This window comes from Allobosea sp. Root483D1 (assembly GCF_001429505.1).
Classification (GTDB): Bacteria; Pseudomonadota; Alphaproteobacteria; order Rhizobiales; family Beijerinckiaceae; genus Allobosea.
On record NZ_LMJW01000001.1, the window covers coordinates 429,418 to 443,582 of the forward strand.

12 protein-coding genes are annotated in these 14,165 nt (G+C 68.7%); 3 read left to right on the top strand and 9 right to left on the bottom strand.

All coding sequences use genetic code 11. The features are described from left to right. The first annotated feature begins 2,540 nt into the window (after positions 1–2,540). The 3 genes from ASE66_RS33900 to ASE66_RS02105 all read left to right on the top strand — a co-directional run bounded on the left by ASE66_RS33900 (position 2,541) and on the right by ASE66_RS02105 (position 5,129). On the top strand, positions 2,541–3,191 hold the full coding sequence (locus tag ASE66_RS33900) for a tetratricopeptide repeat protein (protein ID WP_413814242.1): 651 nt from the start codon (positions 2,541–2,543) through the stop codon (positions 3,189–3,191). 238 nt (positions 3,192–3,429) lie between these two features. Continuing rightward, positions 3,430–4,362, top strand: coding sequence for a sulfite exporter TauE/SafE family protein (locus ASE66_RS02100; protein ID WP_057187913.1), 933 nt, complete (start codon positions 3,430–3,432; stop codon positions 4,360–4,362). Then, positions 4,359–5,129, top strand: a complete 771-nt coding sequence (locus ASE66_RS02105; RefSeq protein ID WP_057187914.1) for a TIGR02186 family protein — start codon at positions 4,359–4,361, stop codon at positions 5,127–5,129. Before ASE66_RS02100 ends, ASE66_RS02105 begins: the two co-directional genes overlap by 4 nt. A gap of 59 nt (positions 5,130–5,188) precedes the next feature. Here the strand turns inward: ASE66_RS02105 and glp are convergent, their stop codons facing one another. From glp to ASE66_RS02150, 9 genes are all read right to left on the bottom strand, one after another. Then, the gene (glp, locus tag ASE66_RS02110) at positions 5,189–6,442 is read right to left on the bottom strand and encodes a gephyrin-like molybdotransferase Glp (RefSeq protein WP_057187915.1); all 1,254 of its coding nucleotides are present in this window, start codon (positions 6,440–6,442) and stop codon (positions 5,189–5,191) included. A 2-nt stretch (positions 6,443–6,444) separates the two neighbouring features. Next, complete coding sequence (gene mobB / locus ASE66_RS02115; protein WP_057187916.1) at positions 6,445–6,975, bottom strand: molybdopterin-guanine dinucleotide biosynthesis protein B; 531 nt, start codon at positions 6,973–6,975, stop codon at positions 6,445–6,447. A gap of 94 nt (positions 6,976–7,069) precedes the next feature. Beyond that, complete coding sequence (locus tag ASE66_RS02120; protein ID WP_057187917.1) at positions 7,070–8,074, bottom strand: formate dehydrogenase subunit gamma; 1,005 nt, start codon at positions 8,072–8,074, stop codon at positions 7,070–7,072. A gap of 85 nt (positions 8,075–8,159) precedes the next feature. Next, positions 8,160–8,756: a formate dehydrogenase FDH3 subunit beta gene (gene fdh3B, locus ASE66_RS02125; protein WP_057187918.1), complete on the bottom strand. Its 597-nt coding sequence runs from the start codon at positions 8,754–8,756 to the stop codon at positions 8,160–8,162. Positions 8,757–8,770: 14 nt separating this feature from the next. Next, positions 8,771–11,749 carry a formate dehydrogenase subunit alpha gene (locus tag ASE66_RS02130; RefSeq protein ID WP_057187919.1) on the bottom strand — a complete coding sequence of 993 codons (2,979 nt, stop codon included), beginning with the start codon at positions 11,747–11,749 and terminating at the stop codon, positions 8,771–8,773. 13 nt (positions 11,750–11,762) lie between these two features. Beyond that, complete coding sequence (locus ASE66_RS02135; RefSeq protein WP_057188642.1) at positions 11,763–11,957, bottom strand: hypothetical protein; 195 nt, start codon at positions 11,955–11,957, stop codon at positions 11,763–11,765. A 23-nt stretch (positions 11,958–11,980) separates the two neighbouring features. Further along, positions 11,981–12,772 (bottom strand): Cro/CI family transcriptional regulator, encoded by a 792-nt coding sequence (locus ASE66_RS02140; RefSeq protein ID WP_057187920.1) that lies wholly within the window; start codon positions 12,770–12,772, stop codon positions 11,981–11,983. A 106-nt stretch (positions 12,773–12,878) separates the two neighbouring features. Beyond that, positions 12,879–13,655 carry a DUF3306 domain-containing protein gene (locus tag ASE66_RS02145; RefSeq protein ID WP_082613135.1) on the bottom strand — a complete coding sequence of 259 codons (777 nt, stop codon included), beginning with the start codon at positions 13,653–13,655 and terminating at the stop codon, positions 12,879–12,881. After that, entirely contained in the window at positions 13,655–14,164 is a 510-nt protein-coding gene (locus tag ASE66_RS02150; protein WP_057187922.1) for a DUF3305 domain-containing protein, read from the bottom strand. The genes ASE66_RS02145 and ASE66_RS02150 overlap by 1 nt, the downstream gene beginning before the upstream one ends. Position 14,165 lies beyond the last annotated feature (1 nt).

Here is a 14,165-nt window from a genome sequence, read left to right on the forward strand (position 1 = left end):
GAACGCCTCGCCCGCCTTTCCCAAGGCGGGATGCAGACGGCTGCGCCCCCCCAGGCCGCCCGGCCCGATCCGACGCGCGAGCGCATCGACGCCTTCATCACCCAGGCCGCCATGGCCGAGCGCCTGACCCGCGACAGCAACGCCCGCACGGCGAACGCACTCGATTCGATCGCGCAATGGATGGAGCGCACCGAGAGCCGCCTGTCGCAGGGCGAACGCGCCACGGTCGAGCGCCAGGAGCGCACCACCAGCGTGATCGCCGATTCCATCAAGGCGATGGGCGAGCGCCTCAGCGAGATCGAGCGCCGGGCCACGGAGGCCAACCGCCGGCCGGTGGTGCAGCCGGCGCGCCCGGCCTTGAGCCGTGATGGCCTCGCCGCTGCGGTTTCCGACATCCGCTCGCGCCAGCGCGCCCTGGACGAGGGGCCGAGGACGCCGGCTATCGAGCGTTCGAGCCACGCGCCGACGCTGGCGAACCTGCGCGACGATCTGCGCCAGCTGAGCGACCGGATCGCCCCGGCCCAGCCGGCGATGCGGGCCGAGGAGCAGCGCGCCGCCTACAAGCCGCTCGAACGGGCGATCGGCGAGATCGGGACCCGGCTCGACCGCCTCGACGGACGCGAACGGCTCGACCCCGTCCTGAAGCCGTTGGCCCGGATCGAGGCCGAGATCGGCCGCCTGTCGGAGACGCGCCCGCAGGAGAGCTACAGCCGCTTCGAGCTGGAGGTCGCCCATCTCGCTGCCAAGGTCGACGCCCTCGCTACGCGCGGCGGCGACCGCCAGGTGATCGCCCCGATCCTGAACGAGCTGGCCGAGCTGCGCGAGATCGTCTCCGCCCCGGACGGCCGGCGCTTCGACGATCTGTCGCTGCAGCTCAATGCCCTGACCTCGGATGTCGGCCGCCTGCGCGACGACACGCGCGACCTGCGCAGCCTGTCCCTGGCGATCGAGGACGTGCGCGAGAGCCTGCACAGCGACCGCGAGCGCTCCAGCGAAAGCGGGCCCATGCTCGCTTTGTCGCGCCAGGTCGAGTCGCTCGCCCATAAGATCGACTCGCTGCCGTCGATGAAGACGTCGGTCATCGATGGGCAGGTCGACCAGCTGGTCGCCCGCATCAGTGAGCTCGACGCCATCGGCCGCCCCGCCTCCAACGAACTCGCCGGGCGCATCGAAGCGCTGGTGATCAAGCTCGAGCATCTGGCCGAGCGGCCACCGAGCCGGCTCGAGGACCGGATCGAGGTCCTGACCGACCGCGTCGAGCAACTCGCAGCCTCGAGCACTCTCGCCCAGATGGTCGACGATGGCGGGGCTCCCCTCGCGCGGGTCGACATGCGCCCGGTCGAGGACATGCTGCGCGGCCTCGCCGCGAAGATCGACGAAGCCGGCCGGCCCGGCGCCGGCTCCGAGTCCTTCGACGCGCTCGAGCGCCAGATCGAGGGCCTGACCCAGCGGCTCGACCAGCAGGCCGCGACGCGCTCGGCCGAGCACGGCATCGAGCGGACGCTGCAGGACCTGGTCGTCCACCTCCAGAGCATGCGCGAGGACACCACCGCCGCCGCGGAACGCGCAGCGCGCGCCGCCATGGCCGACCTGCCCTCGTCGCGCGGCGCGAGCCTGTCCGAGCTCAGCGACCTGATGAGCGGCCTGCGCGAGAGCCATGTCTCGACCGGGCGCGAGACCCAGGATGCGATCGGCGCCGTGCATCGGACGCTGGAGACCATCATCGGCCGTCTCGGCGATCTCGAAGCCGAGCTGGGCGGCGAGCGCGAGCGCTACAGTGCCGAACCCGCCCCCGCACCGCGTGTCAGGGCGCCCGCCCCGGCCGAAGAGATCAAGGTGGCGACTCCCGCCATGCCGATGGCCGAGCGCTTCGCGGCCGAGCAGCGCCCGCCACGGATCGGCGGGCNGACATGCCGCTGGAGCCCGGCTCCGGCCGGCCGCGTCCCGATGCCCCGGCCCCGCAGGGCAACGATCCCCAGGCCGTGCGCCAGAGCCTGATCGCTGCGGCGCGCCGCTCGGCCAAGGCCGCCAGCGAGGCCGCCGCCGCCAACCCGGCCGCAGCGTCCGAGACTGCCAAGCCCGGCAAGCCCGCCTCCGGCGGACGCCTCAAGGCGATCCTCGAAAAGCGCCGGCGGCCGCTGCTGCTCGGCCTCGCCGCGCTGGTTCTCGCGATCGGCGCCGCGCAGGTGTTCTCCGGCGGCCAGAAGGGCAGCGCCGAGAAGCAGGTGGCGAACGAGAGCAGCGGGGCCAAGCCGACCGCTGCTGCTCCCGTCGAGGCCCCTGCGGCCAAGCCGGCGCCGCAGAGCGCCCCGGCCGAGCCGGCGACCCCGCCGGCCAAGGACCAAAGCTCGGCGCTGCAGATCGGCACGACACCGGCGCAGGCCGCCGCGCCCGCCCCGGCCCAGGCGGCGAGCGCCGAGCTCCCGCCGATCGCCTCGGTGCCATCGATGGTCGCCTCGCTGCCGCTGCAGAGCCCGTCCGAGGCGGTCGAGAGCGTCACCGGAATCGGCGAGTTGCCGGGCACTGCCGGCAGTGCCGGCATGCGCAAGGCGGCGCTCGCGGGCGATGCCCGCGCCGTCTACCAGATCGCCGCCCAGGCGGCCGACGGCCCGGGCAACCGCGATCCGAAGCTGGCGCTTCGCCTGTTCGAGCGCGCCGCCGTCGCCGGCCTTACGCCGGCGCAGTTCCGGCTCGGCAACATGTTCGAGAAGGGCATCGGCACCAATCGCGACCCGGCGCTCGCCAAGGTCTGGTACGGGCGCGCCGCCGAACGCGGCAACGCCAAGGCGATGCACAATCTCGCCGTGCTCTACGCCGAAGGCGCCGGCGGCAAGCCGGACTATACGACGGCGACCGAATGGTTCCGCCGCGCCGCCGAGCATGGCGTGCGCGACAGCCAGTACAATCTCGCCATCCTGCTCGGCCGAGGCCTCGGCGCGCCGGCCGATCTTAGCCAATCCTATCGCTGGTTCGCGATCGCTGCCGCCCAGGGCGACGAGGATGCGGGCCGCAAGCGCGACGAAGTGGCGGGCCGGCTTTCCGCGAGTGATCTCGCAGCGGCCAAGGCGACAGCGGAGAGCTGGAAGCCGAAGGCACTCGAGGCGAACGCCAACGAGGTCACGCCGCCGGCCAAGGGCTGGGACGAGGCGCCGGTTGCCGCCAAGAAGCCAGCCAAGCCCGGCCGCGGCTGAGCCCGACGGTGCAGGCCGAGGCCTGTACCCGAGATCGGTTCAAAGCTGCACAAATTGAAAAGGTTTCCGCTGTAGCGTCACGGCTACGGCGCGTTTTTCGTTCGGCCGGCTCCGGCCGAGCCAGAAATTCATGCCGGCTCAGCCGGTTGGGCATGTTCTCGTCGCAAAAGTCGTATCCACTTTTGCGAGACCATGCCCGACATGGGAAGGCACCGACGGCCGACGGGGTTTTGGAAGAGTGCAGATCTATCTCCCGATCGCGGAACTGCCGATCAGCATTTTCCTCGTCCTCGGGCTGAGCGGCGCGGTCGGCTTCATCTCGGGCCTGTTCGGCGTCGGCGGCGGCTTCCTGCTGACGCCGCTGCTGATCTTCCTCGACATTCCCCCCGCCGTCGCGGTCGCGACCGTCGCTGCGCAGGTCGCCGGCTCGTCGATGACCGGCGTGCTGACCTATTGGCGACGCAACGCGCTCGACTTCAAGCTCGGCGGCATCCTGGTCTCGGGCGGCATCTTCGGCACGATCATGGGCGTGCTGTTCTTCAACTCGATGCGGCGCCTCGGCCAGCTCGAGCTGGTCATCACCCTCTCTTACGTCACGCTCTTCACCTTGATCGGTGGGCTGATGCTGTTCGACGCGGTGCGCGCCGCGCTGCGCGACCGCCGCGGCAAGCCGGCCCGCCGGCTGCGCGAGGCCGGCTCGCACCCGCCCTGGATGGGCCTGCCGCTGCGCATGCGCTTCCCGCGTTCACAACTCTATGCCAGCGTGATCCCGATCGTCGGCCTTGCCGTCATCATCGGCTTCATCGGCGCGGTACTTGGCGTCGGCGGCGGCTTCATGCTCGTGCCGGCGCTGATCTACTTCTTCCGGATTCCGCCGGCAGTGGTGGTCGGCACCTCGCTGTTCCAGATCCTGGTCACCATGACCGGCGCGACGGTGCTGCACGCCGTCACCAACCAGTCGGTCGATATCATCCTCGCCATGCTGCTGCTGGTCGGCGGCGTCATCGGCGCGCAATTCGGCGGCCGGGCGGCGCGCAATCTCAACGTCTCATCGTTCCGGCTGCTGCTGGCGCTGCTGATCCTCGCGGTCGGCCTGCGCTTCGCGGTCGAGCTCTTCCTGCCGCCGAACGAGCCCTATTCGGTGGTCGTGCCGGAAGGAGCGCAGCGATGAGACGCGCGGCCCTCGCCCTCGCTGCGACCTGCCTCGCGGCACTCGCCAGCGTTCCGGCGAAGGCCGAGGCGCTGATTGCGGCACTGTCGACCCACCGGATCGCGATCGCCTCCAACTTTACCGGCGACCAGCTCGCCGTGTTCGGCCTGGTCGAGCGCGACGGGCGCTCGGTGGCGCGCGCCGACCCCTACGACATCGTCGTCACGGTGCGCGGGCCGCAGCGCATGCTGATCGTGCGCGAGAAGGAACGCGTCGGTCCGATCTGGATCAACCGCACCCAGCGGCGCTTTCCGGATCGCTCGATCTATCTGTCGGTCGCGACCAATCGGCCGATCAAGGAGATCCTGTCCGAGGAGGCGGCGCGGCGCGACCGCATCGGCCTCGCCAATGCGCAACGGCCGCAGGGGGGCTTCGACTTCGAGTTCGACATCGCCCGCTTCCGCGACGCGCTGATCCGGACGCTCGAAGGCAAGCAGCTCTATACGCTCGACGAGCGTGGCGTCACCTTCCTGTCGCCGGCGCTGTTCAGCTCGCAGATCAAGATCCCGGCGATCGCGCCGACCGGCCCCTATGAGGTCGAGGTGCTGCTCTATGCCGGCGGCTCGATCCTGGCGCGCCAGACCACCAATTTCGAGGTGGTGAAGACCGGCGCGGAACAGCGCATGACCTCGGCCGCGCATGACCGGCCGCTCCTCTACGGCCTGGCGACGGTCGCGGTGGCGCTGCTGCTGGGCTGGCTGGCGACGGTGATCTTCCGGCGCGACTGAGCTTTGGATTGCGCATCAGATTGTTCCGAAAAGTGGATTCCACTTTTCGGTCCGATGCTTCAGCCCGTCAGCATCTCATAAGCGAGGAAGGGCGCGATCGTACCTTCCGCGACGCTGGTCAGCTCGTCGGAGAGCTCGACCAGCCCGTCGGTCTCGGTCAGCGAGGTCAGCACGCCGGCCCCGTCGCGCGGATGCTTTCGCGCCACCGCGATGCCGTCGGGACCGGGCGCCAGCGAGACACGAACATATTCGCGCCGGCCCGCCTTCTTCTTGTAGGCAAAGCCGAGCCTGACGGGCAGCCCGGGCAGCCGCACGGGCTGCGTGCCCGAGAGAAGCGCGATCACGGTGCGGGCGACGAAGGCGAAGGTGACGAAGACCGCGACCGGATTGCCGGGCAGGCCGATGAAGGGGGTGCCAGCGACGAGCCCCATCGCCACCGGTCGGCCGGGCTTGATCGCGACGCGCCAGAAGGCGAGCTCGCCGGCGCGCTCGACCGCGGCCTTGACGTGATCCTCCTCCCCGGTCGAGACGCCGCCGGAGGTCAGGATCAAATCGCAGTCCGCAGCCGCCTCGCGCAGCCTCCGCACGAGGCTCTCGCGCTCATCTTTGAGAATGCCGAGATCGACGACCTCCGCGCCAGCATGGGTCACGAGCGCTCGCAGCAGGCTGCGATTGGCATCGTAGATGCCGGCTGGCGGCAGGGCCGTGCCGGGCTCGTTGAGTTCGTCGCCGGTCGAGAAGATCGCCACCCGGACGCGGCGGCGCACCGCGACCTTCGTCAGGCCGAGCGCAGCGAGCAGCGCCAGGTCCTGCGGACGCAGGCGCCGGCCCGCAGCGAGCGCCGTATCGCCCCGCGGCAGGTCCTCGCCCGCCGGCCGTGCGTTGGCGCCGCGCTTCAGCCCGGCCGGCAGGATGACCGCGCCGGCGTCCAGCCCAACGTCCTCCTGCATGAAGACCGTATCGGCGCCTGCTGGCATCGGCGCGCCGGTGAAGACGCGCACTGCGCGGTTCTCGGTCGTGACGTCGGCCGCATCCGCGCCTGCCGCGACGCGGCCGGAGAGCAGCAGGCGGGTTTCCCCCGCTGCCGCCAGATCGGCGAAGCGGACCGCATAGCCATCGACCGCCGAGTTGGCGAAGGGCGGCAGGTCGACCGGCGCGACGATGTCCGCGGCCAACACGCGCCCGTCCGCCGCGGCAAGCGGCACGGTCTCGGAGCCCGCCACTGCCGTGATGTGCTCGGCGGCGCGCTCGGCCGCCTGCTCGATCGTCAGCATCGGCCCGAAGGCGTCGGCATCCGCGCTGAGCTGCGCCATCGTCAGAAATCTCCTTTCGCCCGGGCCAGCACCGCGTCGAGCGGCTGCGCCTTGGCGAAGAGACAATCGGCGATGGCGGGGACGTCGTCGAGCCCGATCACCGGCCGCCCGGCGTCCGGAAGGGGTGTGTCGCTGGCGATCGCAACGATACTGGGATCATCCGGATGCAAGGGCGGCTTGCCGTTGGCGGCGCGATAGACCTCGAGCTTGGCGTGCCGATCGCGCTTGAAGCCCTCGACGATGACGAGGTCGACCGGCGACAGGCGCGCCAGCAGATCCGGCAGGGCCAATTCGGGCTCGTCGCGCAATTCGTGCAGCAGCGCCCAGCGCTTCGCCGACGAGATCAGCACCTCGGAGGCGCCGGCCTGCCGATGGGCCCATGAATCCTTGCCGGGGGTATCGAGATCGAAGGCGTGATGGGCGTGCTTGATCGTCGAGACCCGGACGCCGCGGCGGTTGAACTCCGGGATCAGCTTTGTGAGGAGGGTCGTCTTGCCGGCCCCGCTCCAGCCCGCCAGTCCGATCACGCGCATCGACAACGACATCCTCAAAAAGACAAAGCCGGGCGCAAGACGCGCCCGGCTGTCATCGTGCAAATGCCGTCAGCGGGTCAAGCGCGGCAAAAATTCACTCCGCCGGCTGCAGCTTGCCGCTCCCGGCATGTCCTTTGCGCATCTCTTCGGCGACCCAGAGCGAATGATGCTCCCTGGCCCAGTTGAGATCGACCTCGCCGCAGCCCATCGCATCGAAGGCGCCCTCCATGCCGATCGTGCCGATATAGATGTGGGCGAGGATGGCGGCGACCATCAGCACGCCGACGATGCCGTGGACCACGTTCCAGAACTGAAGGTTGAGCACACCGCCCGCGGTTGCCGGGAAGAGCAGATAGATGCCGGAGACGCTAAGCGCCGCGCCGCCGAGCACCACCGTCCAGAACACGATCTTCTGGCCGCCATTGAAGCGCTTTGCCGGCGGGTGCCCCTTGCCGACGATGCCGCCGCCGGCCGCGAACCAGCGGACGTCGATCATGCTGGGTATATTGTCCTTGATCCAGACCAGGAACATCAGGGCGATGCCGAGCATGAACGGCCAGGCGAGATAGTTGTGGGCCCATTTCGCCACGATCGAGATATTGGTGAACGCCTCCGGGCCGATCAGCGGCAGCAGCAGCGCCTTGCCGAAAGTGACGTTGAGCCCGGACAGCGCCAGCACGATGAAGCAGGCGGCGGTGAGCCAGTGCATGAAGCGCTCGAAGCCGTTGAAGCGCGTCAGGGTCTGCCCGGACGGGCCGCTCTCGATCCGGATGCGGCCGCGAATGAGATAGAAGGCGATCAGCACGATCAGCATGCCGAGCACGGAAACCGCGCCGATCTTGGTCATGGTGTTCTGGTGGAAGGCGCGCCACTCGCGCCCTGCCGGCCGCTCCAGCGTCGCCGCCTTGGTGTCGGGAATCGTGATGCGGCCCTGCAGCTCGGCGGAAGGATTGCCCTTCAGCGCGTCGAGGAACTGCTTCTCCTTGACCGAGTCAGCCGTCGGGTTGATCTGCTGAGCCGCGCCGGGCTGGGCGAAGCCGACCGCCGCAGCCAGAAGCAGGGCCGTGACCAGGAGATGGAGATGGGCGCGGAGCGACATGGCGGCATCCTTTCGCGAAGGCGTAGCGATCCGGGGAGGAACGCACCCGACCCTTTCGAGCCGTGATGCGCCCCCCTCCCCCAGCTCAGATCGTGATGGTTTCCCGGTAGGCCGTCTGCCAGCCCCAGGCTCCCGAGCCGTAGCCGCGCTTGACCACCCGTTCCTTGTAGATCTGCGCGATCACCTCGCCGTCGCCGGCGAGGAGCGACTTGGTCGAGCACATCTCGGCGCAGAGCGGCAGCTTGCCCTCGGCCAGGCGGTTCGAGCCGTATTTCTGGTACTCGGCCGGCGAGAGATCGACTTCCGGGCCGCCGGAGCAGTAGGTGCACTTGTCCATCTTGCCGCGCGAACCGAAGTTGCTGACCTTCGGATATTGCGGGGCGCCGAACGGGCAGGCGTAGAAGCAGTAGCCGCAGCCGATGCAGAGGTCCTTGCTGTGCAGCACCACGGCATCCGCCGTGGTGTAGAAGCAGTCGACCGGGCAGACCGCGGCGCAGGGCGCGTCGGTGCAATGCATGCAGGCCATCGAGACCGAGCGCTCGCCGGGCTTGCCGTCATTGATGGTGACGACGCGCCGGCGGTTGATGCCCCAGGGTACGTCGTTCTCGTTCTTGCAGGCAGTGACGCAGGCGTTGCACTCGATGCAGCGGTCGGCGTCGCAGAGGAATTTCATCCGGGCCATGATTCAGCTCCTCCTCACGCCGCTGCGATCTGGCAAAGCGTGGCCTTGCCTTCGTGCATGGCCGTCACCGGGTCGTAGCCATAGGTGGTTATGGTGTTGACGGACTCGCCGAGCACGATCGGATCCAGCCCCTTGGGGTAGTTGCCGCGCTGGTCGACGCCCTGGAAGACGCCGCCAAAATGGAAGGGCATGAAGGCCGCGCCCTTGCCGACGCGGTCGGTGACCAGCGCCTTCACCCTGGCCTTCGAGTTGTTCTCCGGGCCGGTGACCCAGACCATGGCTCCGTCCCTGATGCCGCGCTCGGCCGCGTCCGCCGTGTTGATCTCGACGAACATGTCCTGCTGCAGTTCGGCCAGCCACTTGTTCGAGCGCGTCTCCTCGCCACCGCCCTCGTACTCGACGAGACGGCCGGAGGTCAGGACGATCGGGAACGACTTGGCGATGCCCTTCTCGACCGCCGCCTTCTGCACGGAGGTGTGCAGGTTCGGGATGCGCAGCGTGCGCTCGTCGGGCCGGGCCGGCCATTTCGCCACGAGGTCGACGCGCGGCGAGTAGATCGGCTCGCGATGGACCGGCACCGGGTCCGGCAGGTTCCAGGCATTCGCCCTGGCCTTGCCATTGCCATAGGGCACGCAGCCATGATCCATCGCGACGCGCTGGATGCCGCCCGACAGGTCGGTCGACCAGGAGACGTTGTCGATCGTGTTGCCGCCGATCCAGGAGATGGTGGCCAGTTCCGCCGGCGTCAGGTCCTTGTCCCAGCCGAGCTTCTTCAGCACGCCCATGGTGAACTCGGGATAGCCGTCCTTGATGTCCGAGTTCAGCGAGTAGGAGCCGCCCTCGGCGAGCAGGGTATCCTCGACCTTGCTGCCGTCGGGCAGCGTGCGCTCGCGGGTCAGGCCGAAGCGCGGCCGGAACGTGCCGCCGCCATCCTTCGCGGCGAGCGAGGTGTTGTAGAGGATGTGCGTGCCGGGGTGCTTGTATTCGGGCGTGCCCCAGCACGGCCAAGGCAGCCCGTAGAAGTCGTTCTCGACCGGCGAGCCCTTGGCGCCGCGCAGCGTCACGATGTCGAACTTGTCCTGGTTCGCCATGTGCAGCTTCAGGCGCTCGGGCGACTGGCCGGTATAGCCGGTCGACCAGCCGCCGCGGTTGATCTCCTTGAGGATCGATTCCGCCGTCGGCTCCAGGCCGATCTTGCCCTGGACCATCTCGTAGGGCCGGAACATCTCGGTGGCGAAGCCGAGCTTCTGCGAGAATTTGTAGATGGCCGCGTAGTCGCTGGCGGATTCGAAGATCGGCTCGACGACCTTCTCGCCCCATTGCACCGAGCGGTTCGAGCAGGTGCGCGAGCCTGAGGTCTCGAACTGGGTGCAGATCGGCAGGATATAAGTGCCGTTCTTGCGCCCGCCGAGCGAGACGAAGTTGGTCGGGTGCGGATCGCAGACGACGAGCAGCTCGAGCTTCTCGAGGCCCTTCACGGCATCGGGCATGCGCGGGATGGTGTTGCCGCCATGGCCCATGACGAACATGGCCTTGAGGTTGTCCTTCTGGTCGACCTGCTCGGCCGGCAGGTTCGCCGCGTCGAACCAGCGGGTCGAGGTGTGGCCCGAGGTCTCCATGTTCTGCTTGCGGGTGCGGGCGGCGCGGCCGCCCTTGGCCGGGACTTCGTCGAAGCGCGAGACGAAATAGTCGTAGTCGACGCCCCAGACGCGGGCCCAATGGCGCCAGGCGCCTTCGACCAGGCCGTAATAGCAAGGCAGGTTCGAGATATCCAAGCCGAAGTCGGTCGCGCCCTGGACGTTGCAGTGGCCGCGGAAGATGTTGGCGCCGGTGCCGCGTGCGCCGACATTGCCGGTCGCCAGCAGCAAAGTGCAGATGGCGCGGACGTTCGCCGTGCCGACCGAGTGCTGGGTCACGCCCATGCACCAGACGAAGGTCGCCGGCTTCACCGTGGCGAAGGTCTGGGCGACGCGCTTCATCTGCTCGCCGGGGACGCCGGTGATGTCCTCGACCGTCTTGGGATCGTATTTCTCGACCTCCTTGCGGACGTCGTCCATGCCGTGGACGCGCGCGGCGATAAAGGCCTTGTCCTCCCAGCCGTTCTTGAAGATGTGCCACATCAGGCCCCAGATCACCGCGATGTCGGTGCCGGAACGGAAGCGGACATAGTCGGTAGCGTGCGCCGCAGTGCGGGTCAGGCGCGGATCGAAGACGATGACGTTGGCGCGCTGCTCCTCCTTGCCCGTCAGGATGTGTTGCATCGAGACCGGGTGCGCCTCAGCCGCGTTCGAGCCCATGAACAGCACGGTCTTCGAATTGCGGATGTCGTTGTAGGAATTGGTCATGGCGCCGTAGCCCCAGACGTTCGCGACGCCCGCGACCGTGGTCGAGTGGCAGATGCGCGCCTGGTGGTCGACGTTGTTGGTGCCCCAGAAGGCCGCGAACTTGCGGAACAGATAGGAGCCTTCGTTGGAGAACTTGGCCGAGCCGAGCAGGTAGACCGAATCCGCGCCGGACTTGGCCCGGATCTCCATCATCTTGTCGCCGATCTCGTTGACCGCCTGGTCCCAGGACAGGCGCTGCCACTGCCCGTCGACCAGCTTCATCGGATACTTGATGCGGCGATCGCCGTGGACGAGTTCGCGAACCGAGGCGCCCTTGGCGCAATGGCTGCCACGGTTGATCGGGCTCTCCCACGCCGGCTCCTGGCCGACCCAGACGCCGTTGTTGACCTCGGCGCGGACCGTGCAGCCCACCGAGCAGTGCGTGCAGATGTTCTTGATGACCTTGGTGCCGGTGGCCGGCCCGAAATCGGCGGCCTCGGCCTTGCGGACGGCGCCGATCTGCAGGGCGCCGGCGGCCGCGACGCCACCGGCGACGAGGCCAGAGCGGCGCAGGAAGGAGCGGCGGTCCATCACACCGGAGGCGAGGCCCCCGAGGGCACTCTGCAGGCGGCCGCGCTGGACGTCGGCGGATTTGCGCTTGATCAGCATGACGCCGGCCTCCTCAGTAACGGTTGACGCGGTAGAAGTCCTTGACGTGCTCGCTCTCGCGATAGCGCGCCTTCGTCTCCTCCTTGCCGGGGTCGACGGCGGCGGCAGGCGAGATCGCGACGGGGGCGACGGCCACGGTCGCGCCGGCGCCGAGCGCCTTGAAGAAGTTGCGGCGGTCGAGCCCCGCATCCTTGCTCTTTTGCGACATCGTCGTCTCCTCCGTGCCGGACATCATGCGGGCAGGCTCGCGGCCTGCGTCTCGATCGAAAGGTAAAGGCTGCCGACCCGTCCGACGGCGCGATAGAAGCGCGCCGCCTCGGCGGTTTCGAGATCGGCGAAGAAGCGGTCTGCCCAGGGCCGGATATGGCGGGCGAAGAAGGAGGCCTCGTCGACGCCCTCGCCTGAAACTTCGCCGCGGATCAGCTTCGCCTCGATATCCATCAGCACAGCGATGTGGTCCTCGGGCTCGCCGACGCGCTCGGCCCGGGCGAGAGCGAGCTTGCCCATGTCCTCGCGCACCAGAGCGAGCGGGCGCTCATGCAGGAAGCCGGTGAGATAATAGGAGGCGTAAGGCAGGAGCTCGCCGCGGCCGACGCCGATGAAGAGCTGGAAGAATTCGTCGCGGACCTGCTCGGGGCTCGCCTCGGCGGCCGCTTCCGCCAGCGCCAGATGGGCCATACCGAGCGGCGAGGCATCGCCGCGCAGGCCTTGCAGCGCGGCCAGCGTCTCGGCTGTCGGAGCGCGCCAGAGCAAGGCGCCGATCAGCTCGAACTCCTCGGCGCGGGCAGCGTCGATCTCGTCGATCGCGGGCGCGGCAGCCTCGACGATGATCGGCTCTTGCGGGTAGAGGTCGGGCCGCAGATCGCCACGCGAGACACCGGTCAAGGCTTCCACCGACAGGACGCGATCAGCCGGGACGCGCTTCCAGGTCGAGATCGCCGGCTGCGAGACACCGACCGCCCGCGCCAGCGCACGCACGCCGCCGGCCGCTTCGATCGCCCTTTCCAGAGCCTGGTCCCGCATGAACGAAGGCGTCTCCTAATTCCGCACCCGCGCACTCGAACGCGCCGGGGCACGCGGTGATAATGAGGCCTTATCGCCCTAGATTGCAATTGTTCTGAACTGGAACTCAGAGCGGCGTCGCGCCACCGCCGCGTCGCCTCTGGCGTGGGATTTCGGTGCGATTTTGCGGCGCAGCGGAAGACGCCTGGAGCAAAGACGCGGTTTCAGCGGCAATTTCGCTGGATTTTGCCGAGGCTTCCCGCCCACTCAGGCGGACCGGCGACGCCTCGGCCGCAACCTCCCGCTGCGGTGCAGCAGGATCATCATCCTCCGTCTCATTAGACGAAGGTTGAACAACTGCGACGTCGTTACGCACCGCCTCGGTCGGCTCGGCGGCCGGTTCCGGCGGCTTGCCGAAGATATTGGCCAGCATCTCCTCGACATTGTCCGACTCGCTGAGCGGCCCGTAGCCCGGCGCACCGCCCGGCGTGTTCCAGTCGAGCGCGTAATCGCGGGCGGGATCGAGATAGCCCGAGATCGCCGGATCGCTCTCCCAGGCGCGGCGCAGCGCCTTGAGCTTCCACTCCTCCGGCACGTTCTGCTTCAGCCAGTGGGCGAGGTCGAAATCCTTGTCGATGAGATCGAGCGAAGGCGGCTCGACCATCTCGGGTTCTGGTTGGGCGGGGGAGCCCTCCCCCCCTGTGGGCGAGGGTTGGGAGGGGGGTATCGCACCCGCAGTCCCCTCCGTGCCCGGCGCAACCTCTGTCGAGGGTGGCATACCCCCCTCTCCAACTCTCCCCCGCAAGGGGTGAGAGAGCAGGTCGTGGTTCTGAGCCTCTTTCTTGCGGCGCGCCCAGCGGCCGAGGAAGCCTTCGTCACGATCCTCGTCGTCGGAGCGCGACATCAGTCTTCTCCGCGATCGACGCCCGGCCGCGGCCGCAGCCCGCCCTTGCGCGGATCATGCTCGGTGCGCTTGCGCTTGATGAATTCGCGCTCGACATGGTGCGTCTCGAAGAAGGCGAGCACGGCCTCGGCGATCGCTGCCGGCATCGGCACGGCCTCGACGATGTCGTCGACATTCTCCAGGAAGACCTCGCCCTCGGACGGGTCGGCGGTGACGCCGACGAGCTCCAGCGCCGGCTCGATCCCGGTCGGCCTGACGGAGACCCAGAGCCTGGCCCGGCCGGTCGCAAAATTCTCGCGGAAATGGGCGGTGTCGACCGAGTGCAGCGTCAGCACGACCGAGCCGAGATAGAACTGTTCGCGCCTGTCATCGCCAGCGAGCCTGCTCCAGGGCGCCAGCGGCGGTGGCTCGGGGAGGACAGCGATCGGCATCCAGGCATGGTCGGCCCAGGGCGAATCGAGCTTGCGCCGCTCGACCACGACACCGACCTCGTGATGCTGCTGGGCCATC